At 31.6% G+C, this 24,940-nt stretch carries 23 protein-coding genes and 2 tRNA genes; 10 read left to right on the plus strand and 15 right to left on the minus strand.

Annotated elements, in window-relative coordinates; genetic code table 11:
- Window positions 1-21 precede the first annotated feature (21 nt).
- From JJ844_02785 to recA, 5 genes are all read left to right on the plus strand, one after another.
- Entirely contained in the window at window positions 22-498 is a 477-nt protein-coding gene (locus JJ844_02785; protein ID MBO6974604.1) for an NAD(P)H-quinone oxidoreductase subunit N, read from the plus strand.
- A gap of 5 nt (window positions 499-503) precedes the next feature.
- Complete coding sequence (locus tag JJ844_02790) at window positions 504-1,511, plus strand: Fe-S cluster containing protein (protein ID MBO6974605.1); 1,008 nt, start codon at window positions 504-506, stop codon at window positions 1,509-1,511.
- A 93-nt stretch (window positions 1,512-1,604) separates the two neighbouring features.
- Window positions 1,605-1,676, plus strand: a tRNA-Gln gene (locus tag JJ844_02795).
- Between the two features lie 16 nt (window positions 1,677-1,692).
- Window positions 1,693-2,469: an HAD family hydrolase gene (locus JJ844_02800; GenBank protein MBO6974606.1), complete on the plus strand. Its 777-nt coding sequence runs from the start codon at window positions 1,693-1,695 to the stop codon at window positions 2,467-2,469.
- A 112-nt stretch (window positions 2,470-2,581) separates the two neighbouring features.
- Entirely contained in the window at window positions 2,582-3,679 is a 1,098-nt protein-coding gene (gene recA, locus JJ844_02805; GenBank protein MBO6974607.1) for a recombinase RecA, read from the plus strand.
- Window positions 3,680-3,681: 2 nt separating this feature from the next.
- Here recA and JJ844_02810 read toward each other — a convergent pair whose 3' ends face one another.
- Together JJ844_02810 and JJ844_02815 are read right to left on the minus strand one after the other, a co-directional pair.
- Window positions 3,682-3,927, minus strand: coding sequence for a DUF2839 domain-containing protein (locus JJ844_02810; protein MBO6974608.1), 246 nt, complete (start codon window positions 3,925-3,927; stop codon window positions 3,682-3,684).
- A gap of 29 nt (window positions 3,928-3,956) precedes the next feature.
- On the minus strand, window positions 3,957-5,405 hold the full coding sequence (locus JJ844_02815; protein MBO6974609.1) for a DNA helicase: 1,449 nt from the start codon (window positions 5,403-5,405) through the stop codon (window positions 3,957-3,959).
- Between the two features lie 95 nt (window positions 5,406-5,500).
- On the opposite strand from JJ844_02815, the gene JJ844_02820 reads away from it, so the two are divergent.
- Window positions 5,501-6,340, plus strand: coding sequence for a prephenate/arogenate dehydrogenase (locus JJ844_02820; GenBank protein ID MBO6974610.1), 840 nt, complete (start codon window positions 5,501-5,503; stop codon window positions 6,338-6,340).
- Here the strand turns inward: JJ844_02820 and crtD are convergent.
- On the minus strand, window positions 6,330-7,835 hold the full coding sequence (crtD, locus tag JJ844_02825) for a C-3',4' desaturase CrtD (protein ID MBO6974611.1): 1,506 nt from the start codon (window positions 7,833-7,835) through the stop codon (window positions 6,330-6,332). The two genes, JJ844_02820 and crtD, sit on opposite strands and share 11 nt — an antisense overlap.
- 4 nt (window positions 7,836-7,839) lie before the next feature.
- Between crtD and JJ844_02830 the strand changes: the two genes are divergently transcribed.
- The gene (locus JJ844_02830) at window positions 7,840-8,718 is read left to right on the plus strand and encodes a fructosamine kinase family protein (GenBank protein ID MBO6974612.1); all 879 of its coding nucleotides are present in this window, start codon (window positions 7,840-7,842) and stop codon (window positions 8,716-8,718) included.
- A gap of 7 nt (window positions 8,719-8,725) precedes the next feature.
- Here the strand turns inward: JJ844_02830 and JJ844_02835 are convergent, their stop codons facing one another.
- A complete protein-coding gene (locus JJ844_02835; GenBank protein ID MBO6974613.1) occupies window positions 8,726-9,091 on the minus strand; it encodes a CAAD domain-containing protein in 366 nt (121 codons plus the stop codon).
- A gap of 286 nt (window positions 9,092-9,377) precedes the next feature.
- Between JJ844_02835 and moeB the strand changes: the two genes are divergently transcribed.
- Entirely contained in the window at window positions 9,378-10,529 is a 1,152-nt protein-coding gene (gene moeB, locus JJ844_02840) for a molybdopterin-synthase adenylyltransferase MoeB (GenBank protein MBO6974614.1), read from the plus strand.
- Between the two features lie 13 nt (window positions 10,530-10,542).
- Here moeB and JJ844_02845 read toward each other — a convergent pair whose 3' ends face one another.
- Window positions 10,543-11,703 carry a cob(I)yrinic acid a,c-diamide adenosyltransferase gene (locus JJ844_02845; protein MBO6974615.1) on the minus strand — a complete coding sequence of 387 codons (1,161 nt, stop codon included), beginning with the start codon at window positions 11,701-11,703 and terminating at the stop codon, window positions 10,543-10,545.
- Window positions 11,704-11,811: 108 nt separating this feature from the next.
- Here JJ844_02845 and larE point away from each other — a divergent pair, with 108 nt between their 5' ends.
- Window positions 11,812-12,636: an ATP-dependent sacrificial sulfur transferase LarE gene (gene larE, locus JJ844_02850; GenBank protein ID MBO6974616.1), complete on the plus strand. Its 825-nt coding sequence runs from the start codon at window positions 11,812-11,814 to the stop codon at window positions 12,634-12,636.
- Between the two features lie 15 nt (window positions 12,637-12,651).
- On the opposite strand, the gene JJ844_02855 is transcribed toward larE, so the two are convergent.
- A complete protein-coding gene (locus JJ844_02855) occupies window positions 12,652-13,086 on the minus strand; it encodes an adenosylmethionine decarboxylase (GenBank protein MBO6974617.1) in 435 nt (144 codons plus the stop codon).
- A 51-nt stretch (window positions 13,087-13,137) separates the two neighbouring features.
- Entirely contained in the window at window positions 13,138-14,229 is a 1,092-nt protein-coding gene (recF, locus tag JJ844_02860) for a DNA replication/repair protein RecF (protein ID MBO6974618.1), read from the minus strand.
- Window positions 14,230-14,306: 77 nt separating this feature from the next.
- Between recF and JJ844_02865 the strand changes: the two genes are divergently transcribed.
- A tRNA-Arg gene (locus JJ844_02865) sits at window positions 14,307-14,380 on the plus strand.
- Between the two features lie 11 nt (window positions 14,381-14,391).
- On the opposite strand, the gene JJ844_02870 is transcribed toward JJ844_02865, so the two are convergent.
- The 8 genes from JJ844_02870 to JJ844_02905 form a co-directional block, all read right to left on the minus strand.
- The gene (locus JJ844_02870; protein ID MBO6974619.1) at window positions 14,392-14,838 is read right to left on the minus strand and encodes an N-acetyltransferase; all 447 of its coding nucleotides are present in this window, start codon (window positions 14,836-14,838) and stop codon (window positions 14,392-14,394) included.
- A 3-nt stretch (window positions 14,839-14,841) separates the two neighbouring features.
- Window positions 14,842-17,811 (minus strand): phosphoenolpyruvate carboxylase, encoded by a 2,970-nt coding sequence (gene ppc / locus JJ844_02875; protein ID MBO6974620.1) that lies wholly within the window; start codon window positions 17,809-17,811, stop codon window positions 14,842-14,844.
- 53 nt (window positions 17,812-17,864) lie between these two features.
- Complete coding sequence (gene gshA / locus JJ844_02880) at window positions 17,865-18,983, minus strand: glutamate--cysteine ligase (GenBank protein ID MBO6974621.1); 1,119 nt, start codon at window positions 18,981-18,983, stop codon at window positions 17,865-17,867.
- Complete coding sequence (locus tag JJ844_02885) at window positions 18,984-20,504, minus strand: anthranilate synthase component I family protein (GenBank protein ID MBO6974622.1); 1,521 nt, start codon at window positions 20,502-20,504, stop codon at window positions 18,984-18,986.
- 59 nt (window positions 20,505-20,563) lie between these two features.
- The gene (locus tag JJ844_02890) at window positions 20,564-20,986 is read right to left on the minus strand and encodes a photosystem I reaction center subunit II (GenBank protein MBO6974623.1); all 423 of its coding nucleotides are present in this window, start codon (window positions 20,984-20,986) and stop codon (window positions 20,564-20,566) included.
- A 111-nt stretch (window positions 20,987-21,097) separates the two neighbouring features.
- Window positions 21,098-22,462, minus strand: coding sequence for a HAMP domain-containing histidine kinase (locus JJ844_02895; protein MBO6974624.1), 1,365 nt, complete (start codon window positions 22,460-22,462; stop codon window positions 21,098-21,100).
- Window positions 22,459-23,730, minus strand: coding sequence for a rod shape-determining protein RodA (gene rodA / locus JJ844_02900; protein ID MBO6974625.1), 1,272 nt, complete (start codon window positions 23,728-23,730; stop codon window positions 22,459-22,461). The genes JJ844_02895 and rodA overlap by 4 nt, the downstream gene beginning before the upstream one ends.
- Window positions 23,731-23,733: 3 nt before the next feature.
- A complete protein-coding gene (locus JJ844_02905) occupies window positions 23,734-24,804 on the minus strand; it encodes an Mrp/NBP35 family ATP-binding protein (protein MBO6974626.1) in 1,071 nt (356 codons plus the stop codon).
- Window positions 24,805-24,940: the final 136 nt, after the last annotated feature.

Consider the following 24,940-nt stretch of genomic DNA (forward strand, 5'->3'; position numbering starts at 1 on the left):
ATAGAAATAAAGGAAATTTTTATGCCATTACTTCTCTCAGGGAAAAAGTTTCATAACGATTTAAAAACTAACAAATGTCTCGCAATATTTGCTCCTCTCGAAGGTGGTTATGAAACTCGTCTTTTAAGGAGAATGAGGGCCAAAGGCTTTAAAACGTTTATAACTTCAGCAAGAGGGCTTGGAGATCCAGAAGTTTTCTTGCTCAAATTGCATGGCGTTAGACCACCTCACCTTGGTCATCAAAGTGTAGGAAGAAACGGAGCGCTTGGGGAAGTTCAACAAGTAATCCCACAAGCTTCTGAGTTATTTAATGAAAATGATAAAAATAAATTACTTTGGTTATTAGAAGGTCAAGTATTATCTCAATCTGAATTAGAGAGCTTAATAGAGATTTGCACTAACGATAATAAACTAACAATAGTTGTTGAAATGGGGGGTTCAAGAAAACTTGAATGGAAACCATTAAGTAATTATATTTTGGATGAATTTGAAAGTTAAATTGTTTGATTAAAACCAAGAATAAAAAAGATAAATGGATTAAGTTAATTTGTGGTGCCAGTAATGAAGATATTGTTGCCATAGAAGATTTATGTGCAATTTATACTGCTGCTGGTGTCGACTACATAGATGTTGCAGCAGAAGAATCTATAGTTTATGCAGCAAAAAAAGGAATCGATTGGGCAAAAAAAGTCTTTAAAAACTCCCCTGGATTAATGATAAGTATTAGTGATGGTAATGATATCCACTTTCGAAAAGCAAAATTTGATCCTTCAAAATGTCCCCCTAGTTGTCCAAGACCATGCGAAAAAGTATGCCCCACCTTTGCAATTGATAATTTCGGAATTAAAAAGAGTAAATGTTATGGATGTGGAAGATGTTTAAATAGTTGTCCTCTAAATCTAATTAGTGAATATGAATATAATTTGTCAAAAAATGATTTAGCATCAACACTTCAAAAAATAAGGCCTAATGCAGTAGAAATTCATACAGAAATCAATCGCCTAGATTCTTTTACAAAAGTTGTAAGTATCCTTAAAAATTGTGAAACTAAATTAGACAAGATATCTATTAGTTGTGGATTAAATCAATCTTTCAAAAAAGCCCAAGAGCCCGATGATCTTTTGAAAGCTCTTTGGGAAAGATATGAAATTCTGAATGAGCTAGATATTCCCCTTATTTGGCAACTAGATGGAAGGCCAATGTCTGGAGATCTTGCTCCTACAACAAGTAGAGATGCTGTTAAGTTGTTTGAAAAAATCGGTTCAGATCTTCCACCAGGATTAATTCAATTAGCAGGAGGAACAAATGAAAAAACTCATGAATTGTTGAATTCAAACAATCTCCCAGATGGAATAGCATTTGGAAGTGCTGCAAGAAAAATTATGCAGCCCCTTATTGAATTTGCTCACATAAATAACAAAAAACTCTATGAGTATCCTGAAATAATGGGTTTGGCGATCAAAAAAGCTCAGAAATTTCTAGAGCCATGGAAATCGAGCTCATTCAAATAATATTTTTATTTTTCAAAACTAGCGCCATATTATAAAAAATTTGTATTTTTTGGATAGAAAAAAATCTTTTCATGTATTAAGATGATATTTCAATGGGCCGTCGCCAAGTGGTAAGGCATCGGGTTTTGGTCTCGACATTCCTAGGTTCGAATCCTAGCGGCCCAGTTCTAATATTCAATTGGTGTCTTCTCAAAAAATTTTTCTATTTGATTTTGATGGAGTAATAGTTGATGGAATGCAAGAATATTGGCATAGTTCCTTGCTAGCCTGTGAAAGATATTTAAATTCACCCAACATCACTATTGATCCAAAACTTTATCAAGGTGTACCAAATTCTTTCAAAGAAATTAGGCCTTGGGTTAAATATGGTTGGGAAATGATTCTAATTGTTCACGAAATTATAAAAACAGAAAATCCATTAAAAAGTGATAATAAAGATGATTTCATTAATAATTATCATCAAAATTGCCAGAGGATATTAAATGAAAATTCCTGGATCGCAGAAGATATACAAAAAATGTTAGATAAGTCTCGCAAGTACCAAATTGATAAAGATTTAAAATCGTGGGTAAATTTACATAAACCCTTTTTTGAAATTATAAAATTTATGAAAGAATTAAATAGAAAAGGAATAAAAACTGGAGTTATAACAACAAAAGGTAAAATATTTGCAGAAAAAATTCTTAAACAATTAAATATTTTTCCAGAATTTATTTTTGGTTATGAATCAGGAACAAAAATCAAAATAGCTGAAAAACTTACACAAACTTATGAAATTTTAGGCTTTATAGAAGATAGAAAAAAAACTCTAATCGATATTAAACAAAATTCAGAAACTTCTCACATTCCATGCTTCCTAGCTGATTGGGGATATTTGAAAGAATCAGATAAAAATATGTTAAGTAATGAAATCAAATTATTAAAATTAGGAAACCTTGGAGAATTAGTTGCAATTTAAAGATAATCAGTTAGAGTACAGATGTACTATAGTTTGTAATTATGAAGTTTGGTTTAAATAAAAATTTCCAAATTTAGAATAATTACAAGAACTTTAACCGATAAATCAAACAATGAGCCTTGAAGAAAAGAAAAAAACTGAATCAAAAGAAAAAGACAAGGCATTAAGTCTTGTCTTAGGTCAAATAGAAAGAAATTTTGGACGAGGTTCAATAATGAGACTTGGTGACGCCTCAAGAATGAAAGTAGAAACAATATCTACTGGAGCGCTCACCTTAGATTTAGCATTAGGAGGAGGCTATCCAAAAGGAAGAGTAGTAGAAGTTTACGGACCAGAAAGTTCAGGAAAAACTACATTAACGCTTCACGCGATTGCGGAAGTCCAAAAAAATGGAGGAGTAGCTGCATTTGTAGATGCTGAGCATGCACTCGATCCAGTTTATGCGGCCTCTTTAGGTGTTGATGTTGAAAATTTGTTAGTTTCACAGCCAGATACTGGTGAAATGGCTCTAGAAATAGTTGACCAACTTATAAGATCGAGTGCGGTAGATCTTGTAGTTGTTGACTCGGTCGCAGCACTAACCCCAAGAGCCGAGATAGAAGGAGAGATGGGAGATCACGTTATTGGAAGCCAAGCAAGGCTAATGAGCCAAGCAATGAGGAAAATAACAGGAAATATTGGCAAATCTGGATGTACGGTAATATTCCTGAATCAATTACGCCTAAAAATTGGCGTTACATACGGCAACCCAGAAACAACCACAGGAGGTAATGCACTAAAATTTTACGCCTCAGTAAGACTTGATATCAGAAGAATTCAAACTCTTAAAAGAGGTACTGAGGAATATGGCATAAGAGCAAAAGTGAAAGTAGCAAAAAACAAAGTTGCACCACCATTTAGAATTGCAGAATTTGATATTCTCTTTGGGAAAGGTATTAGTACAACAGGATGCTTATTAGATTTAGCAGAAGAGACTAATATCATCATAAGGAGAGGTGCTTGGTATAGTTATGAAGGAGAAAATATTGGACAAGGAAGAGATAATACAATTATTTGGCTTGATCAAAACTTAGAAATCAGGAATAAAGTAGAATCTATGGTTAAAGAGAAATTAACAGAAGGAACTGAAGTCAGTTCTAATTCAATGAAAGCATTAAATAGCAATCCTGCTAATACAATCGCTGTTAATGATATAAAAACAGTAGCTTAGATTTATAAAGAATCAGCCAATGTCCACCACCCAGCAGCAGGGCCTATAAATCTCACTACAATCCATAAGATTACTAACCCTCCGATTCCAAACCAACTGGCCTTAATACTTAATTTAATTAGTTTATCTCTTTGATTGATTGTAAAGGGAAGCCATTCAAATAATCTTGGAGAATCATCAATTTTAGTTTTAGTATTATTTTTTTTTGGAGGTAACCCAAGTGTTTTACGTCTTTTTGCTTCTCCCATTTTTCTTTAGTTATTTACAAAATCATAACCTAATCAAAAGGTAGCATATAGTTAATTTGTTTTGAGGGTTGAATGTTTTGCAAAAGTAATCTTCCCCAGTTTCTTTTATTTGCTCTTCCATCTAGGATTATTAACTTACCTGAATTTCTTCTTAAAGGAGAAATAGATCTTTCAAGTTTAATTCTAGCTTGAGGAAGAAAGAAGTCTCTAAACCAATCTTGAGAAAGCTTCTTTTTATGCGAGACGGTAATTGCATTAATGGGATCTGACATATTCGGAATCGGAAGTAAAGGAATGATAATTTGTTCTGGAATTTGAATTAAATAAGAATACATAATCCACCAGTCAAAACTAGAGCAAAGGATTTCATTTCTACCTGAGGGAATTGTTTCTAGCAATACTCTCTTCCCGTAAGTAGAAGCTAATTCTGTAGCAAGATTAGTTTTTAAATCAATATCATCAGACAACACTAAAGTTAAACCCTTTCTAAAAAGTATTAACTTTTTGCATTTGTCCAAGATTGAATTGGTAAAAAGAGGATTATTAGGAAGCAACTGTTTAGAAGGTATATATAAAGAAATCTTTTTCTCTTCAAAATTACTCTTAAAATTAATAACCAAGTCAATATCTAAACTATGCTTTTTAAAATACATTTGGAAAAAATAATCTTTTCTCAATACTGATAAAAAAACAAATTTATTATTTGAAAAAAATTCCTTAATTTGAAAAAGTTCATCTATTGGCTGTAAATACAAATTCCAATCTAAATTTGTATCGTTTAACTTTACCCAGCATGCCCAACCTTGAGATAATGCTTTGTTGACGCTTAAAAATTTATCAGAAAAAAAAGAATTTTCATGAAAAAAATTTGACAAGAAACTAATTTCTTTTTCATCTAAATTAATATAACTATTTCCTAAGACCTTTCTCAAGAAGAACTTTTTCTTCAACGAATCATATACTTTTATAAATTTTTGATTGATTAATTCAAATTCTTTAAAATTTTTTGTCCAATCCTTTTTAAGTAAAGAAATCCTAAAATGGTCTTTTAAATCCTGTTTTATATCCTCAATTCCTGAATAAACTATTCGATGATTTCTAAGATTACGAGAATTGGGATCATTAAGAAAATTCTGGATAGTTATCAAGTGAACATGATGATTTGCAAAAATAAATTGATCATTTTTCAAAATAAAATTAAAACCTAGATTTTTCAATGAATCAATCTGAAATTGGGTTATAAATTGGATTTTTTCTTTAGATAAAATAAAAGTTGAATCCTCTTCCTTTAAAAATAAAGAAATCAAAATTGGAGGTAACCAATCATAGCTAGAGAAAATTTCTGAATTAATTAGATAGGTAGAATCATTTTCAATACATTTGGAAACTATCCTCCCAAAAGAATATATGTGCTCCCAATTAATAGTTTGATCTCTCAAAAAATTTTTCAAATATTGATGACTTAAAATTTCAAGCATTTATAATTAATTTAATTTCAAAAACATGCACAATTTATGAACCTAATATACAAAAAATTGGTATCAATAAAAGAGAGTCTTGAATTAATTAATTTATGAAAATTGGAATAGTAGGATTAGGATTAATTGGTGGTTCTTTAGGATTAAAACTCCAAAGTCTAAATCATACAATTTATGGAATAGCAAATAATGAATTTAATGAAAAAAAAGCTAAGGATAAAAAACTTGCAAATTTTGTTAGCTGTGATCTGAGCTTATTAAAAAAATGTGAGCTAATAATTTTGGCATTGCCTATCAAAGATTTGATCAGTCCTTCGCAACAATTAGTAGCATCAATACCTCAGCAAACAATATTAACTGATGTAGGGTCTGTAAAAGAACCAATTGTAAATACATGGGAAAATTCACATCCTCTATTTATTGGATCTCATCCAATGGCAGGCACAGAACAAAAAGGAGTTGATTCAGGTTTTGAAGGTCTTTTTAAAAATGCAAAATGGATTATTACCCCAACACAAAATAGTGATTTAAATTCAGTCAGAACTATTTCCGAGCTCATAAAATCAATGGATTGTGAAATTTGCCAAGCTTCGCCAAAAGAGCATGATGAAGCAGTATCTCTAATTTCTCATTTGCCTATATTTTTAGCTTCTGCCCTCATAGAAACTGCGCAAACAAAAAATAATCAATCTTTATTAGATCTCTCGCAAAAATTAGCTGCTACAGGATTTGCTGACACTTCGAGAGTTGGCGGAGGCAATGAACAACTAGGCCTAGATTTAGCTATTAATAATCAGATTAATGTTTTAAATTCCATAAATAATTTTAAAAATAAGCTGAATATACTGGAATCTCTTATTAAAGATAAAAATTGGGATTTACTTTCTAAAAAACTTGCTGAAGCAAGAGAAAACAGACAAAATTTTATAAACTAAAATTTTCTATACCTTTGGAAGCTAAAATTTGCCTTGAAACCATTAATGCAGACTGACTAACACCTGCAGTCCCCTCTCCTGGATAAATCGAATCTCCACATAACCATAAACCTTCAAAAGGTGTCCTACTTGATAATCCAAATAAACCAAAAATATCTGGATTTTGACCAAGCCCGCCTACTATTCCATTAGGTCTTTTTGTCCATCTTTCAAAGCCCAATGGAGTTGCTAATTCTCTATGTAGCCATTTTTCAGGATCAATATCAAATTGACTTTCCAATTCAAGGGATATTTTTTTCATGAAACCATTTTTTTTCTTTAAGTAAGTTTGTTTATCTAGATCAAACCAATCTTTAGTTTTGGTAAAGATACTGGCAATTAAAGTAACCTCACCTATTGGCGCTCTTCCATCACCATCATCACTAATTGATACAAATAACGAACAAAATTCTTTTGAAACAAATTGATAATGATTGGAGAATGTTTTTTTAATATGTTCCTTTTTTAATGCTGAATAAAAAACTACAGCTCCACTTGGATCAGGCAAATTATTAAGTCGATTTTTATAATTTTTTTTTCTTTCTAAAGGATCTTTCAAATGCTTGAGCAAAGATTGTGGAGGTGCGGTATAAATCACATCTTTTGCTTGATAAGTAAATGATTTTTTTTTCGAATTAGCAGATAGTTGCCAACACATATTTACTTCGTCAAAAGTTATAGAATTAACTTCTTGTCCAAAAATTAAATTAACTCCAGTTTTAATTAATGAACTTTCTAATGATTCACTTAAAGACTGCATAGATTTTTTAAGATGCCACAGACCATGCGGCTGTTGACACATCTGAAGAACAGTAGATCCATATAATGCTGCAGTACTATAAACGTCCTCTTGAGAATAAAGTTTTAGTTGAAGATTTAAGAACTTAATCAAGCGCTCATTCTTTGATAATCCACATATCCGCAATAAATCAAAAATAGTAGATTTAAGTAAGATACCTGTGACAAGGTTTGAAGGTACTAGTGCTTTGAGAAGTTGAGAAAAATCCCAAAAATTACTAATTGGCAATACTGGATTATTATTTGCAAATAACCAATTACTTTGATGTATTAGATTACAAAGATTCCAAAATCGACTACTTCCAGGAAACTGCATTTCTTGTTCAGCAATCCATTTACTTTTTTCATACCAAATAGATATTGGCTTTCGCCCATCCTTTAAATCGACAATGCAAGCAGGGTCTAAAATAGTGGCTTCAGGTGATGGAATATCTAAAAAATCAAAAATTCTTGAATGTATTCCTCCTTTCTCTAAACCTGCAACTTGAGTTGCGCCAACGTCAAAAATATAATTCTTTCTTTTAAAAGTACCTGCACATCCTCCTGATTGTGTATGAGATTCGATTAAAGTTACTGATAAACCTTGCTTTGATAAAATTGCTGCAGAAGTTAGTCCTGCTATACCAGCACCTACAACAACAACTTCAGACTTACTCATTAAAATGCAAAAATTATCACCTTTTGAAGTTAGCGAAATTTGTGATGAATTAGGTGAACATCATCCAAAAAATATTGAACAAGTATATGGAGGAGATATTCATAGTACATGGAAAATAGAATTTGCAAACAAAAAATTCTTTCTTAAAAGAAACGATAGGAACAAAAACTTTCTTGAATTTGAAAAATTTTGTTTACAAGATTTGAGAAAACATAGTAACCAAAAAAATTTAATTATTCCTGAAGTTATTAAATTTAAAACTTTTAAAAATGTAGAAATTCTCTTAATGGAATGGATAGATATGCAAAATTTTGATCAAAAAAATCTTGGGAAAGGTTTAGGAGAAATGCACTTAAATGCAACAGAATCTAATCCAAAAAATTTTGGGTATCCGATTGAGGGCTTTATAGGATTAACAAATCAGAAGAAAGGCTGGGAAAATAATTGGATAGATTGTTTTTTAAACTTACGAATAATCCCTCAATTATCAATTCTTAAATCAAATTTTTTAGACAAAGAAACCATAGATAAAGTTAAAGAAAAAATTAGATCAGAATTGTTGAATCATAAACCAATAAATACTCTTATTCATGGTGATTTGTGGTCAGGGAATGTAGGAATTGATAAAAGTTGTAGGGGAGTTATATTTGACCCAGCATCTTGGTGGGCAGATAATGAGGTAGATATAGCTATGACAAAACTATTTGGAAGTTTTAGAAGAGAATTTTATGATGAGTATCATAAAATTTTTCCAATAAGGAAAGGATTCGAAAAGAGGATAATTATTTATAATTTTTACCATATTTTAAATCACGCCAATATGTTTGGCGGATCATACTTCAACCAAGTAGAAAATTACGTTAAATCAATCCTCAAAATGTAATCTTGAATTATCCAAGATATGTTTTTTTAAGATTTTGCACCTTATCTAAAACAGCTTCACGATTTTCGCTAGTGCGTAGATTTTGCCAACTCCATTGACCCACAACGATTACACCAAGCAGTTCTAATAAACCAGGAAGAATTGGAAAAAAATTAATTGTGTCAATTACGACTTTTATAATAATTTGCGCAATAACAACAACAGCAATGATCCCTGCCGCTTTGCCATATTTACCCATCTGGGTCCAATCAACATTTCCAAGTGTTTCATTGACTTTACCCATCACATCAGAATACTTGTCTGAAAAGCTTTTAGTTTCTGAGCTTGTAGCGGAGCCGGAGTCTTGATTTGACTCTGGTGTGTTATCACTCATGAAATCAGTAATCTTAAATAATGACCAGACAATAACGGAAAAATCATCTATTTGCTACCTTTTTTTTAAGTGTAATTCCGAACCGACACATTTTGTATTTTTTTAAATGTCTTTATTATGTATGATGTTAGAAGAAAATTTTAAAAAAATTTTATTTATAAATTATTTTAGATATTAACTTGCAATAACAAAAAAATTCACAAATCCCACACGTAGCAAACCTTGTAAAGGTTATATTTTTTATTTTAATTATCATATCTTCATAAGACAAATTTGCGAAATAAAAATGACAACCTCAAATGATATCAAAATAAATTTCTTAAGCTCAGATGAACAAGAAAGATATCAAAAACATTTAACTCTCAAAGAAATAGGTTATGAAGGTCAAGTTAGGCTGAAAAACAGCTCTGTATTATGTATTGGAGCAGGTGGTCTTGGTTCATCTGTTTTGCTTTATCTGGCCGCGGCAGGAATTGGAAAAATTGGAATAGTTGATAATGATCACGTTGAAAAATCAAATCTCCAAAGACAGATAATTCATGAAACAAATACTATTGGTAATCTTAAAATTGATTCTGCTCGGGAAAGAATTAAAAACTTCAATCCTAATTGTAAATTATTAACATTTTCAGAGAGAATTAATCCTAAAAATGCTTTAAAAATTATTCAAGAGTTTGATGTTATTTGTGATTGCTCGGATAACTTTGGGACAAGATATTTAATAAATGATTCATGTCTGATACTTAATAAACCTCTTATCTTTGGAAGTGTTCAAGGCTTTGAAGGTCAAGTAAGTGTTTTTAATTTACATAAAAATAGTCCTAATTTAAGAGACTTGCTCCCAGAATCACCTTCAAAAAATACAGTCCCTAGTTGTTCAGAATACGGTGTAGTGGGTGTCTCAACTGGTTTAATAGGAATTCTTCAGGTTAATGAAATTATCAAAATCATTTTGAAAAAAGGTGAAATTTTAGATGGAAAGATTTTGATTTTTGATTTGTTAAATATGAATATGAAAAAATTACATTTAAAAAGTGATCAGCTAAATAAAAGAATAAAAAATCTGTCTGAGTTTAAGGAATTTTATTATAGCGATGAATATTGTGAGGAAAATAATGCAATCAACAGAATTAATGCAGAAGACTTTAATAGCTTATACAAATCAAAACCCAACAAAATTCTTTTAATTGATGTTAGGGAAGCTGAAGAATTTTCTAAATCTGCAATAGAAGGTTCTATATCAATTCCCTTAAGTCATTTGAACCAAGAATCTGATTTAAAATTTATTCAAAAAGAAAGTTTAAGTAAAGAAGTTTTCACTATATGTAAATCGGGCATGCGTTCTGAAAAAGCGTCAAGAATCTTATCTAAATTCAAAATTCAGTCAAGATCTATTGAGGGTGGGATTGAAAGGGTAAAAAAAATATTATGCAATTAATATTTAAAAATATTTAGTAATCTACACCTCTTTTCAAATCAACTCCAACATTTGCATAATGCTTATGACAAACCATTTCAGAGTAAACATCAGCAAGTTCAAAGTATGAAGGTTCATTTTTACATCTCCCAGTAATAACAACTTCTGTATCTGCTGGTTTTTTTAAGAGCGTTTGATGAATTGATTCCACAGGTAGAAGCTCTAAATCAACAGTTGGATTCAATTCGTCCAAAATAATTGTTTTATACAAACCTGACAAAATAGCAGCTTTAGCAATCTCCCATGCTCTTTCAGCTTCGACATAGTCGATTGGTTGTTGCTGGCCTCTCCATACGATCGCATCTCTTCCTGAGCGCAAATGATCTACTAAATGTGGGTAACTTTCTCTCAAAGCTTCAATAGCAGCATCTTCGGTATAACCATTACCACCTTTTAACCACTGCAATATCAAAACTCTATGACTTTTATCTTGAGATATTCCTTTACCAATAGCTTGAAGAGCCTTACCAAGTGCACTGGTGGATTTACCTTTCCCTTCACCTGTATAAATCTCAATTCCACCACTAGAACTACTTTGTCTACTTAGTTTTGATAGATCTCCTGGCAAACGTGGTCTCATTTCTGAATGGAGTTGAGATATTCGTACCAAAGAAGGAGGGGCTGCCCTGCCAGTAATAATTATTTCTAGTCCATCTGGACGATTTTGAAGAGAATCGACTACTTCCTTGATATCGAGCATTCCTAAATCAAGAACTGGATTCAATTCATCAAGTACAACCACTGAATACAGAGAGCTAGCAATTGCTCCTTTAGCAATATTCCAACCCCTCTCAGCTTCACCAACATCAAATTTTGTCACTTGTTCAGCATTAAAGAATTCCGATCTTCCTGTCCTTACATGATCAATTAAGTGTGGAAAGCCTCTTTGCAAAGCCTCTATAGCCGAATCCTCATCATATGACCTCTCAGGACCTTTTAAAAATCTTAGAAGTAAAACTCTTGACTGCCTTTTTTCACATATGCCTAATCCTATTGTCCTAAGAACTACTCCCAAAGCAGCCTGACTTTTACCCTTACCTTCCCCATCATAAATATGTAACTGACCTTTAGATCTCTCTTGACTATCACTTGCTGTGACAATTCCAATTCCTCTGTTTCTACTTGTATTCGTCAATTGAACAAAGTTAATAATTTTAATCTAAGATATAGGTAAGGATATTATTAAAAATTTAATAATAAATTCAACCTAACCATAGGTAATTTGAATATTAAAGTAAATAGCATGTTCAATCAACTAGAAATACTCTCTGATGAACAAAGTGAAAAGCTTTATACAATTAGAAGATACATTAAAAATCTTGAAAGTGTTTGTATTGCTTACTCTGGTGGAGTAGACAGCACATTAGTAGCATCATTAGCATTTGAGCAATTAGGAAGCAAAGCAATTGCAGTTACTGGTATTTCTCCTGCATTAGCAAATACTCTTCGCGAAGAAGCAAGAAGTCAAGCAAAATGGATTGGAGTGAAGCATTTAGAAATTAAAACATCAGAATTAGACCAGCCAGCTTATAGTGAAAACCCAATGGATAGATGCTTTGCATGCAAAAAAGAGCTTCACAAACATACAATATACTTATCTAAAAAACTTAATTACAAGACTGTACTAGATGGAGTCAATCTTGATGATCTTAGAGATTACAGGCCTGGTATAAAAGCCTCAAAAGAAGCAGGAGTTGTCTCTCCCCTCGCAAAATTTAAATTCTCAAAACAAGATATTAGGGATATATCAAGAGCATTAGGTTTTCCTTGGTGGGATAAACCTGCTCAACCTTGCTTATCATCAAGATTTCCTTATGGTAATGAAATAACTAGTAAGAGGTTAAAAATGGTTGAGAAAGCAGAAGAATATCTTAAAGAAGGAGGTTTATCAGAGGTTAGAGTGAGATGCCAAGGCTCAACTGCAAGAATAGAAATTCCTCAAGATGAATTAAAGAATTTTTTTTACAAATATAATTTTGATGAGTTAGTTCAATATTTTTCAAATTTAGGATTTAAATGCACAAGCTTAGATCTTGAAGGCTTAATAAGCGGAAAATTAAATAGGTAAACATAAAAATAGCATTTAAAAAATCGTTCTGATTTGTTTACAAACTGCTGCTGGGGGATTTCTCTCAATAACACGCAAAAAATGCTCTTCAGCATTCAAAATTTCAGTTAAATATTGACTTGCATGTTCTGGCATCATATTTTGGCCACATGTAAATATATCGACTGCAGAATAATTAGATTCAGGCCAAGTATGTATTGAAATATGGGATTCAGCTAGTAGTGCAATTGCTGTGACACCTTGAGGTTCAAATTTATTGCTTATCAAATTCAGAACTGTTGCATTCGCCAATTTTGCTGCCCTGTTCAATGTACAGCGTAAAAAAGATTCATCATTTAATTTTTCATAATTACATCCATAAAGTTCTAACAAAAGGTGTTTACTTTGATGACTTAATTTATGGTCATTACTAAACGAACTTAAAATTTGATTTTTTTTGGGAATTTCCATAAAAAAAACTTATATGACTATAAGATTAGCTGAAAATTGTGACTTTTAGAATTATAAATGAATCATTTGTGAAGAGCTCAAAAAAGACTGATTAAATTTATCTAAATGTGTTGCACTTATAAAACATTGACTATCTTTACCAACAGAATTTAGTAACAAATTTTGTCTAGTTATATCCAGCTCAGCCAAGACATCATCCAATATGAGTATCGGAGGAACATTTAATGTTTTACTTAATAAATCTAGTTCAGCCATCTTTAAAGCCAATATAAAAGTTCTTTGCTGACCGGAAGAACCATATTTCCTAATTGAAGTATTATTGATTAGAAACTCAATTTCATCACGATGAGGGCCAAAATTACATTTACCAGTCAATGCTTCGATTGAACGCTGATTGAATAGTTGATCTACTATTTTTTTACTAATAACTTCTTCTTCTTCTTCTTCAGGACTTATATCTTGTATCCCTGAAAGATAATTCATTGATATTTGCTCCTTAGATTTACTTAAGTGATTATGCCAATATTCAACATATGGTTTTATTTTTAATAAAGCCCTTCTTCTGCGTCTAAAAATTCGTGTGCTAATTATCGACATTTGTATATCAAAGCTATCAATAATGTCAGAAGATTGGTTATTTTGAAATCCTTCTGAACGCCAAAAATGACTTCTTTGTTTTAGTAGCCTGTTAAATCTACTAATTAACTCTATATATACTGGTTCAAGCTGAGATACAACTTTATCAATCCATATTCTTCGATAACTAGGTTCACTCCTAACAATATTTATATCATTAGAACAAAAACATACGCTACGAATATAGTGCTTTATTTCACTCTGCTTTTTCAAGATTGATTCATTGACATAAATTTTTTTAGGCCCTTTTCGAAACAAATTCAACTTTAAATCATCTCTAAAATCTATTTGGCATATAACTTCAGCCATATCACTATCATTTTCGATTAAATCTTTATCGCTTAATGCTCTATTAGATTTTAATTGACTTAAAAATTCAATTGATTCAAGTAAATTTGATTTGCCTATACCATTACAACCAAGCACAATTGCTCTCTGCTCTTTCAAGTCAATTTCAAAACTTTTATGGTTCCGAAAATTTTTTATTTTTAAATTATTTAAAAAAATTTTCTTTATGCATTCATTTATTAAATTAGCTAAATTTATAATATTTAGATTTTCTTTAAAGAAATTGAAAAATTAAAGGGCATGTAGCTCAGTTGGATAGAGCATCAGATTCCGGTTCTGAGAGTCGGGGGTTCGAATCCCTCCATGCTCGTAAAATATTTTTTAAAGTTTGTATCCCATGACTCGAATTCCATTTGGATCTAATATAAAGCCGCTTTCTTCTAGACTTTTGAACGAAGACACTGGTGCTTGTACAGAAATACTACATCCAGGCATTTCTCTATTTATTTTCTCGAGCGTCACTTGAAGCAATATTGAATAATAAAGTTGCTGATTATCGCCTGGTAATGCACTTAAATTCCATAAGTTAGCATTCAATCCTTTATCCGATGTAACCCTCACAAAGCCATATAATTTATTTTTTAATCGATTCTGTATGGTGAAAAAGAAATTACTTTTTTGTATAGCCTCAGTGAGAGGTTTTATTGGGAATGTCTCACAACCACAATTAGCTAAAAGTTTATTAACTCCTTTAGCTAATGGTATCTCAGTAGAGTTAACAAAATATCCTTTTGGAAGAACAAGTTTTTTTTTAGAAAAATATTGCAATTATCAACCTGTATTTCTCATGCCAGCTGCTATCCCATTAATAGTTAAAAGTGCCCCCCTTAATAGTTCACTTCTACTATAAGCTCTACTAGATTCATCTTTCTCAATAAGAAATTCACTAATTGGCGGTTGTCTAGTTTGGTCTCTTAATCTTCTTAAAAGTGAAACTTGCAAAAATCCCAATGGTATAATTGTCTTATTCCTCAAGCTTACTGATGACTTTAAGTCTCTATCTGATTCGAGGAGTTTATTTTTACCAGTAATTTCAAGTATTAGAGATTTTGTAAGATTATATTCTTTAGAAATTACTTCAAAAATAACATCAAAAGAATCTTTATTTTCTTTACTACCAAGAGTATCAACATAATACTTAGCAACTTCCAGATCCACCTTGGATAATGTCATTTCTACCTTGGATATGAGCATTCTGAAAAATGGCCATCTTTGGTGCAGAACTCTTAATAATTCAATTTGTTTTGGGTCTGAATTTAATTCAGTTGATAATGCAGTACCTACTCCGAACCAACTTGGCAAAAGAAATCGACTTTGTGTCCAACCAAACACCCAAGGAATAGCTCTTAAACTCGACAAATCTTTTGCACCTTTTTTTCTTCTCGCAGGCCTACTAGAAATTTGTAATTTACTTATTTCTTCTATTGGCGTAACCTCTTGAAAAAAATTTAACAAGTCAGGATTCTCATGGACTAATTTTCTATAGTGACACCTTGATGTTTCTGCCAGCCTAGACATTAATTGATTCCATTCAGGAGTGGCATCAAGTCTATTATTTACTAAACTATTTTGAATAACAGCAGTAGTAACAGTTTCTAGATTATACAAAGCCAGTTCTGGAAGACTATATTTTGAAGCTAAAACTTCACCTTGTTCTGTTATTTTTATTCGCCCTTTTAAAGTTCCACTTGGTTGGGCCAATATTGCTTGATAGGCTGGTCCACCTCCTCGACCAACTGAACCGCCTCTTCCATGAAAGAGCCTCAGCAATATATTATTTCTACTTGCAAGATTTTGAAGGGCTATTTGTGCTCTATGAATTTCCCAATTACTGGAAACAAAACCTGAATCTTTATTACTATCCGAATATCCAAGCATTAATTCTTGAAGAGGTTGAAAAGATTCTCCAACTTTTGGCAATAATGATCTATAAAAATCTAATTTAAAGAGCTTTTCCATTACTTCAGGTGCTCTTTTAAGGTCTTCGACAGTTTCAAAAAGAGGTACAACTAATAATTTTGACTTTTGCGAACTTTGCTCAAGAAGTCCCATTTCTTTTGCTAATAAAAGTACTTCAAGTAAATCAGAGGCACTATGGCTCATTGAAATTACATAAGAATGACAAATACGACTTCCAAATTCTTGCTGAAGTCTTTTAACCATTTTGAAAACCGAAAAGGTTTCTTCTGTAGTCTTTGTCCAGTTGACATCGGATGGAATTAAAGGCCTTTTTGTATTTAGCTCTTCTACAAGCCATTTCATTTTTTCTTCCTCAGACATTTGGTCATATGGCACTGATAAATCGAGATAATTTGTAAGCTCTTGCATAGCATCACTATGCCTTGTACTTTCTTGACGAATATCTAAACTTGCTAAAGAAAATCCAAAAATATGGACCTGAGTAAGTAAATTATTTACTGCTTCGCATGTTAAATCTGTACTGATAAGACTATTTTTTATCAATTCGAGATCATAGGTAAATTCATTAACTGATTTATAATATAAGCTATCAGTTTTATCTATATTTTTAGTATCAATTTCTCCCTCTAAGTCAAATTTCCAACCATTATCAGCTAATAAATTATTCCTTTCTTGTGTTAACCTCAGCTTCTCTAAAATATAACTTAATTTCAATCTGTAAGGTTCTGATCTATATCTTGTCGCTCTAGCTTCATAGATTTCTGGAAACTTCACCCTATCTGTTTCTAATGACTCTAATAAAGAAGAACTTACTTGACTCCATTGCATCGAGACACTTAATTGATCTCTAAGATTAGATGTTGCAATAATATATCTTTCCAACATCAACTGTCTTTGGTAGCAAGCAGTTCTCCATGTTATCTCAGGAGTGACCGAGGGGTTACCATCCCTATCGGAGCCTACCCAAGAACCGAAGTTACAAAAAGACTCAGATGGCATCTGAACATCTGGGTAGTTCTCGCTAAGTGCTTCAGCAATTCTGCCTCTCAATTGAGGCATCGCCTTAAACAAAACTTGCTGAAAATAATGCAAGGCGTAATCTACTTCATCTAAAACTGAAGGTTTGAATTGATGCAATTCATCTGTTCTCCACCAGAGTCTTACTTCTTCTTTTAATTGCGTTTTTAAAGAATATTTTTCTTCTATTGTTAAAAATTGCTCAGCCTGTATTTTTTTTAATAAATTTGCAACTCTAGTTTGCTTATGTCTAATAGTATGTCTCACTATCTCAGTAGGATGTGCAGTAAAAACTAAACGAATATCCATTTCCTGTAACAAAGCCTCTAATTTTCCTGGAGGTACATTTAATTTCCTCAGCCTATAAAATAATTCTCTAAAAGTTACTGGAGCATTTTGTCTAGCCAAAGCTGGGGCAAAAGGATCCAGATTATCTGGCGATTTTTGAACATTTTTATTGGTAAAGCTTTGAATATATCTATCTTCCTCCACTCTTTGCTCCAAAATATTAACTAGTTGAAAATATAATGAAAACGCCCTTGCTGCTGCAATTGATTCTGCCAAATCCATAGAATTGACAATATCAACAATTTCATTCTTAGAAGTTTTTGAACTATCACCATCAATTCGTTTTGAATAACTTAATTCTTTAAGCTGTATCAGCCTCTCTGCCTGATCTTCTGGGCATTCTTCTTTAAGCACAGATTCCCATAAATCCTCTATTAAAAGACGATTTTTATCAAGTGGATCATTATTACTTATTAGATCCACATTATTATTTTTTATCTGTTTAAAGGATTCCATATAATCATTATGTCATAAGTAAAAATGTTCAGATCAAATGTTTCTTTAAATAATCAAACATTCTCCTCTTCATTTTTGATCATATCTTCGATAGAGATTTTCATTATCTGCTCAATTGAAAGACCTTTTTCATATTGATTTATCCATTTCATAGATTGATTACCTTCTTCAAGTACCTTATAAATGGGTTTCAAAAGGTATTTCATATTAAATTTTTCTGCGGTGGATGATAAATCTGATAATAAGTTATATATCCATTCCCTACAAATTACTTTTTTGCCATCTTGCCAGTGAATTAACTCTGAATTAAGGCTATCTTTTGCAGCATTAATTTCATTTTGATCACATATTGCGGATAATTCATTCATAGAAAAAATACTCGAAGTCAAAGGATCTAAAGTATTTATATTTTCAAAAAGATTTAAAATCCTTAGTTCTAGCATTGCTGTTATCCCTAATAACAAATTAATATCATGGACGAAATCACATATTCTCAATTCCAAACGATCAAGAATTAAAGGCCTTCGGGGACCATTTGGTCGGATTGAAGACCAAAAATGTCTGATATTTTGCATATTTTTATTAGCTATATTTTCCTCGATCCAATCGATATAAGAATTATGATTTTCAAAAAAAGGGACTTTACTGGGTGTTTTGGGAAACTGCATCCATCTCTGAGAGTGATTTTCCGTAATTTTATTATTTAAAAAAGGTGAGCTAGCACTTATGGCTAGATACAAAGCAGCCTCAGATCTTATAAGCCTAATAGCGGCAAAAAGCTTATCTAAGTCATCTATTCCTATATTTATATGGACACTTGAAGTTGCAATAGATATCCCATAATTATCTTGTATAAATTGATGATAAACATTGTCAATTTCTGATCTTTGAAATTGAATATCGTGTTTAAAACAAAGTGTGGATGAAGGAATAATTGTTAACCCTTTTTTTTTTAGCCATTTTCTTAAATCTTTTCTTGGAGTTATTAATTTCTCGTATAACAACTCATAGTTTTTTTCAGGTTTTGTTATGTATTCAACATTTCTATTATCTGGCTCTTTTACAAAATTAGAAAAATCTTTTTCTATAGCAGCTGAAACACCAATATGAGAATTTAAAGTGCCTGTGAAAAGTTCTACTTCAAAACCCTTACAAAGATTAACTTTACTCATTTATTTATCCAAACATGCTAATGCTTTTAGTATCCCCTTAGCTTTGTTAATTGTCTCTTGATATTCATTTGCAGGAGAAGAATCAGCCACTATTCCAGCACCTGCCTGCACTGATACAGTATATTTTCCCTCTTTTGCGTGTTCAACTATCATAGTCCTTATTGTAATCGCCGTATTTAATGCGCCATTAATATCAATCGATCCGTAAACTCCAGCATAAGGTCCTCTAGCATCTTTTTCAAATTGTTTAATCAATTGCATTGCTCTTATTTTTGGTGCGCCAGTTACTGTTCCGGCTGGAAAACATGCCTTTAACAAATCCCATACATCAGAATTGTTTTTTAAGATTCCCTCAACTTCACTCACTATATGCATAACGTGTGAATATTTTTCAATAACCATTAAATCCTTGACCTCCACAGTACCAATTTCACAAACTCTGCCAAGATCATTTCTACCAAGATCAATTAGCATTACATGCTCAGCAATCTCTTTTGGATCTTTTAATAAATCCCTCTCTAATAGGAGATCTTGATCAAGATCACTGCCTCTAGGTCTTGTACCAGCTATTGGTCTTAAGCTTGCAACAATCTGATTATTTTTATTTTTTTCAGCTTTAACCATTACTTCAGGACTTGAACCTATCAGATACCATGAGCCAAAATCAAAGAATGACATGTATGGAGATGGATTAACCATCCTCAAACTTCTATACAAATTAAATGGATCATTATTGACTTGAGTTTGGAATCTTTGACTTATAACTATTTGGAAGATATCACCCTTTTTTATGTATTCTTTTGCAGAGAGAACTGCATCCTCAAAATCTTTTTTCTTCCAATTGCTTTCTAGATCTAAATTCAAATTCTCATTTTCATTCCAATCTAAAAACTCATTTTCTTTTAGAGGAACTCTCATTAAATTTCTTGTTTTCTGAATTTTGGAGATTGAGTTTAGATATAACTCTTCAATCGATGACTCAAGTGAAGAAGTTGTATCTACATAGACCACTGCTGTTATACATCTTTTTATTTGATCAAAAACAACTAACTGATCAAAAAACATCCATGAACCATAAGGTATATTGTTTTCTGGTATTTCATTTATTGGAACGCTTGGTTCTATTTGATTTATTAATTCATAACCCCAAGAGCCATATAACTGTCCAATTGATGGTAAGTCATTAAGCATGGTTGACTTATATTCCATTGTCCAACTTCTTAAAATGTCAAAAGGATCACCTTTATGTGTTTCAGTTTTGCCATTATTCCAAGTTCTAACTATTTCTTCTCCATAACAAACGGCCTCCCAAAGAGGTTTAGTAGCGACAATACTCCACCTACCCAAACTTTCCCCACCTTCAACAGATTCAAGAAAAACACCATGGGAATCTTTTGAGGATAATTTTAACCAAGTCGACAATGGAGTCTCTAAATCTGCTGGCCAAGTTTGAATAATAGGTATAAAATTTTTACCTTCTTTATAAGCCTTTAAAAAACTATCTTTGTTTGAGCTGATCATGTTAATAATGTCACCCCAAATTATAATTATTTTCTTCTTTTATATCAACTTTGAAGAAGTTAATCAAAAGTATTCTTAGTTGTAAATTTCAAACCAGCTGGATTAGGATTCTCACCTATTCTTCTCGGATTATGTCCTACTTTCTCTCTCCCTTCATTTACTTTTTCAGGGAAAACACCATCTTTGGGGTGTAAAAATTCAATATCACCACCTGGGAAAATTCGGTATATTTTGAAATCTTCAATTCTTGGTTTGAAGGCTCTTAATTGTGTCCCTAATGCAAGGCATTGTTCTTTTCTTGCAAAGTACATTATATTATCGCCTTCATGCATAATAGCCGCTCCACCGGTGGGCAATTCAAATGCTTGTTCCTTAGAACTTTTCCATACAATTGCATATTTTTCTTCGGTTTCTGCAGAGTTTAATAAACCCCCAGTGCTTCCTATATGCTTTGGAAATTGACCAACTAAAGTTTCAGTCATCCTTGATTTTAAGTTATTTCTAATAAGAAATTAGCATTCATATTTTGCAAAATTCGCAAATTACAGGAAATTTTCTACATTATTTAATATATGGAAAACTCTTTTCTCAATTTATTTTGAATCTGAAATCGGAAAAAATACTGTCAAACCTGTATCACGCCTTTGTGTGACACGCCCTCCTAAACTAGCTAACAACTTTTGAGTAGCATTTTGACTAAGTTGTAAACTACCTGTTTGAGGGTTCCAATTTAAAACAGGACCAATATCAGAACCGTTATCGTTTTTTAGAGTTTCTTTCTGATTACTTTCTAATTTTTGTACTTTTAATTGAAGTTTAAGTTTTTGGCCAGCTGGTCTTAATTCTAAAATTAACGTACTACCTTCTTTTAGTCCTCTAGTATTTTTATCAATTAATCCACTTAACATTAATTCTAATTTTTCAGAATCACTCAAAATTTGTGGAAGTTGATTAGGGATATCAATCTTTAAAGAAATACCACGTCGATTTAATTGTTTATTCCAAAAAGGAGAAAGTTTTTGAAAAATTTCAGCTAAATTAATTTTTGCCAAGTTATTTAATGACGGAACTTCATTACTGACTAATTCTGCTGCATTAAAGATTAGACCAAACCTATCAATTTGTTCATTACATTCATTATCTATTTGAATTAAACGATTTTTCATTGATTCGTCCATCTTATATTTTTTTAAAGTAGAACTTATGAGGGTTCTTATTGTTGCCAAAGGCGTTCTTACTTCATGAGATATTGCGCGCAATAATTTTGCTTCAGTTATTTGGAAATTTTTTTCATCATTTTCTAAAGAATTATGTATGTGATGATTTGGCGCAATATTTGCTAATTTTGCCGATAATTTTGGCCAAAATAATTTTTCAAATTGATTATTAATATTTAGGTTACCTAAATTATTTATTGCATTACGAAATTTTACTCCTTCCTCATGATTTTCTTGATTTAATTTTGCATGCATTAATTCAATTGAAAGTTTTAGGCTTTCCTCATCACACTTCATTAATAGAATTTTCTTATCTTTTTCTCCAACAATTGATAATATGCATTGAAAATTTGGGGTGATTATCATTAAAAAAGGTTCATAACCATCTTCTTGACAAAGATTTAAGACTTTATAATTACTAACTAAATCAAAATCTTTTTTTGTCTTATCTGAATTATTCACTGGTAAAAAACCTGCATTCTCATTTTGAAAGTATGGAAAACCCTCAGGAGACCAAAGCCATCCATGAAGTTGATTTAAAAATTTTTTATCATTAAAAGCTGGCAAAGGCGAGGCAACCCAAATCCCCCCATGTTTATAATTTTGAGATAGGAAATCTTTTTGAATAACTTCTAAAGAAGCCCACCACATTCTCCTGGATGAATCATCATCCAAATCTATATTTTGAACTCCTTTAATCAGAAGGTCTTGAATTTTTTTTATAGTTATTTGTGATTTCATAAACTTCTTAGTGATCTAGAACGTTTCAAAATAGATAAAACAAATCCAATAGATATAAAGTTTGTCACCAATGACGTTCGACCATAGCTCATAAAAGGAAGCGGAATTCCAGTTACTGGTCCTAATCCAATAGTCATAAATAAGTTAATAATTATTTGGAACAAAAAAGTTGAGGCTATCCCAATAACAATTAGAGATTCAAAGTTAGTCCTAGCAACTGTTGCAGTATTAATAAGTTTTTTAATCAAAAAAAAGAACAAAAATAAAACTATTATGCACCCCGCAAAACCCAATTCTTCGCCCAAAGCACTGAATATAAAATCAGTATGTTGTTCTGGTATAAATTGCAAATTAGTTAGCTTACCTTGTAGTAAACCAGTCCCAAATAATCCTCCAGAACCAATTGCAATTTTACTCTGTATCAAATGATATCCACCACCTAATGGATCTCTATTTGGATCTAAAAATAAAACTAATCTATCTTTTTGATATTCCTTTAAGCCATATTGCCACAAAATTGGTGTCAATTTTGCCACTAATAAATGGGACGAAATAGCGAGAGCAGAAAAAATAATTTTCTTATTCGAAGATCTATAAGCAAGATATCCTATAACTGGAATCCAGAAAATAAGAAGAGTTGGTAAGGTTAAATATAATACAGAAGTAATAATACAAAACACTAATATCAAAATCCATTCTATGGGCATTTGCGACCAATAGAGCATAACACCCGTTAAAACAAGTAAAACTAAAGAGGTACCTAAGTCCGGTTGAAAGAAAATTAATAACCAAGGAATAACTACTACTAATAATGGCAATACGAGATCTCTTATTTGTAAGATTATTTTTTTGTCGAGTACTAAAGCAAGAGTTAATACAGTACTTAGTTTAGCTACTTCTGAAGGCTGAAAAGAAACTAGGCCCAAGTTTAGCCATCTTTGAGCTCCAGAAACTGAGATCCCAAAAAAATAAATTAGTAATAAGGATATTAAAGTACATAAATAAAATGGAACCACATAATTCTTAATTCTCTCTAGTGGTATATAAGAAATAAAAAATGCTAAAAAATAACCTAAAAAACCAGTAAGGATATGATCTAAATAATTCGATACTAAAAAATCACCCTGAATACTTTTTATTAATAAACCTGAAATAATAACTAAAAACAGAGGAATTATAAGTACTGGAGAAAATAAAAAACCTCTATTAAAGTTGTCTTTTTTTGGTGAAAATCCTCTCTTATTTAATAAAGAAATTCTCCTATACATCAATTATCTATTAACAAATTGATTCTTAATTAATTGAGCTAAATTACCAAATGCAATAGAACTTTCTTTATTGGGCTGGCTTATTGATATTGGTACACCTTTATTACTTTCATCAACGAGAGGGATTTCAATAGGAATTTGGGCTAATAATGGCAAATCACTTTCTTTAGCTAATGTTTGTCCACCACCTTTACCAAAAATTTCATATTTTTTACTTGGCATATCTGGAGGAATAAATACTGACATATTTTCTATAATTCCCAGTAAAGGCACTCCGAGTTGTTTAAACATTGCTAATCCCCTCCTTGCATCTTGCAATGATACTTGTTGAGGAGTAGTGACAATAATAGCTCCAGAAATAGGCACAGATTGAGAAAGGGATATTTGAGCATCTCCTGTTCCTGGAGGCAAGTCAATAACCAAAAAATCAAGATTATTCCATTCAACTTGGTACAAAAATTGTCGGATAATACTATTAAGCATTGGTCCTCTCCATATAACTGGTTGACCTTCTTCTATAAGGAAACCCATTGATACCATTGAAATTCCATATTTATTTATTGGTATTAATCGTTGATCATTGCCACTTCCTTCTTTAACCTTTGGATTCTGTTCGGCAACTCCCATCATAGAGGGAGTGTTAGGTCCATATATATCGGCATCCAGCAAACCAGTTTTTAAGCCTAATTTAGCTAGAGAACAAGCTAGATTAACTGCAATGGTACTTTTTCCAACTCCACCTTTGCCACTGCTAACAGCAATAATATGTCGAATACCTTTAATATGTTGTAGTTCTGGCCCACTACTTTCTGTAGTAGATTCTGTTTTGGAAAAATTATTATCTATCTCTATTTGAACATCATCAATATCTTCAAAATCCAGTAATACTTTTCTAACCTCTTGCACAATTCTATCTCTCTGAGAATTTGCAAATGATGGTAATGATAATGTTACGATTACTCTCGGTATAGTTACTCTTACATTTTTAATCCAAGCCAATTCAATTACATTTTTCTTTGATCCAGCATCTAAAACTTTTTGTAAAGCAAAATTCGCATCTTCTATTGTGGTCATTAAATTTTTTAATATTTTGACGAGGTAGTCGACTATTTAAAAGATTAAGAACTATGTCGAACTATCAAATAATAGGCAATAAGGACCCCCTAAGAGAAATTATAAAGGGAAACTTATAATTAACCAAAAAATTTTT

Origin of the sequence: Prochlorococcus marinus CUG1435, from assembly GCA_017644375.1 — a bacterium.
GTDB classification, from domain to species: Bacteria; Cyanobacteriota; Cyanobacteriia; order PCC-6307; family Cyanobiaceae; genus Prochlorococcus_A; species Prochlorococcus_A marinus_AH.

Coding starts and splice junctions, on each gene's coding strand:
- JJ844_02890 (MBO6974623.1), bottom strand. CDS start 20,986: ATGACTGAAACTTTAGTTGGTCAATTTCCAAAGCATATAGGAAGCACT.
- rodA (MBO6974625.1), bottom strand. CDS start 23,730: ATGTATAGGAGAATTTCTTTATTAAATAAGAGAGGATTTTCACCAAAA.
- ppc (MBO6974620.1), bottom strand. CDS start 17,811: ATGGAATCCTTTAAACAGATAAAAAATAATAATGTGGATCTAATAAGT.
- JJ844_02815 (MBO6974609.1), bottom strand. CDS start 5,405: ATGCTTGAAATTTTAAGTCATCAATATTTGAAAAATTTTTTGAGAGAT.
- moeB (MBO6974614.1), top strand. CDS start 9,378: ATGACAACCTCAAATGATATCAAAATAAATTTCTTAAGCTCAGATGAA.
- recA (MBO6974607.1), top strand. CDS start 2,582: ATGAGCCTTGAAGAAAAGAAAAAAACTGAATCAAAAGAAAAAGACAAG.
- gshA (MBO6974621.1), bottom strand. CDS start 18,983: ATGAGTAAAGTTAATCTTTGTAAGGGTTTTGAAGTAGAACTTTTCACA.
- JJ844_02810 (MBO6974608.1), bottom strand. CDS start 3,927: ATGGGAGAAGCAAAAAGACGTAAAACACTTGGGTTACCTCCAAAAAAA.
- larE (MBO6974616.1), top strand. CDS start 11,812: ATGTTCAATCAACTAGAAATACTCTCTGATGAACAAAGTGAAAAGCTT.
- JJ844_02820 (MBO6974610.1), top strand. CDS start 5,501: ATGAAAATTGGAATAGTAGGATTAGGATTAATTGGTGGTTCTTTAGGA.
- JJ844_02830 (MBO6974612.1), top strand. CDS start 7,840: ATGCAAAAATTATCACCTTTTGAAGTTAGCGAAATTTGTGATGAATTA.
- JJ844_02835 (MBO6974613.1), bottom strand. CDS start 9,091: ATGAGTGATAACACACCAGAGTCAAATCAAGACTCCGGCTCCGCTACA.
- JJ844_02855 (MBO6974617.1), bottom strand. CDS start 13,086: ATGGAAATTCCCAAAAAAAATCAAATTTTAAGTTCGTTTAGTAATGAC.
- JJ844_02885 (MBO6974622.1), bottom strand. CDS start 20,504: ATGATCAGCTCAAACAAAGATAGTTTTTTAAAGGCTTATAAAGAAGGT.
- crtD (MBO6974611.1), bottom strand. CDS start 7,835: ATGAGTAAGTCTGAAGTTGTTGTTGTAGGTGCTGGTATAGCAGGACTA.
- JJ844_02895 (MBO6974624.1), bottom strand. CDS start 22,462: ATGAAATCACAAATAACTATAAAAAAAATTCAAGACCTTCTGATTAAA.
- JJ844_02785 (MBO6974604.1), top strand. CDS start 22: ATGCCATTACTTCTCTCAGGGAAAAAGTTTCATAACGATTTAAAAACT.
- JJ844_02905 (MBO6974626.1), bottom strand. CDS start 24,804: ATGACCACAATAGAAGATGCGAATTTTGCTTTACAAAAAGTTTTAGAT.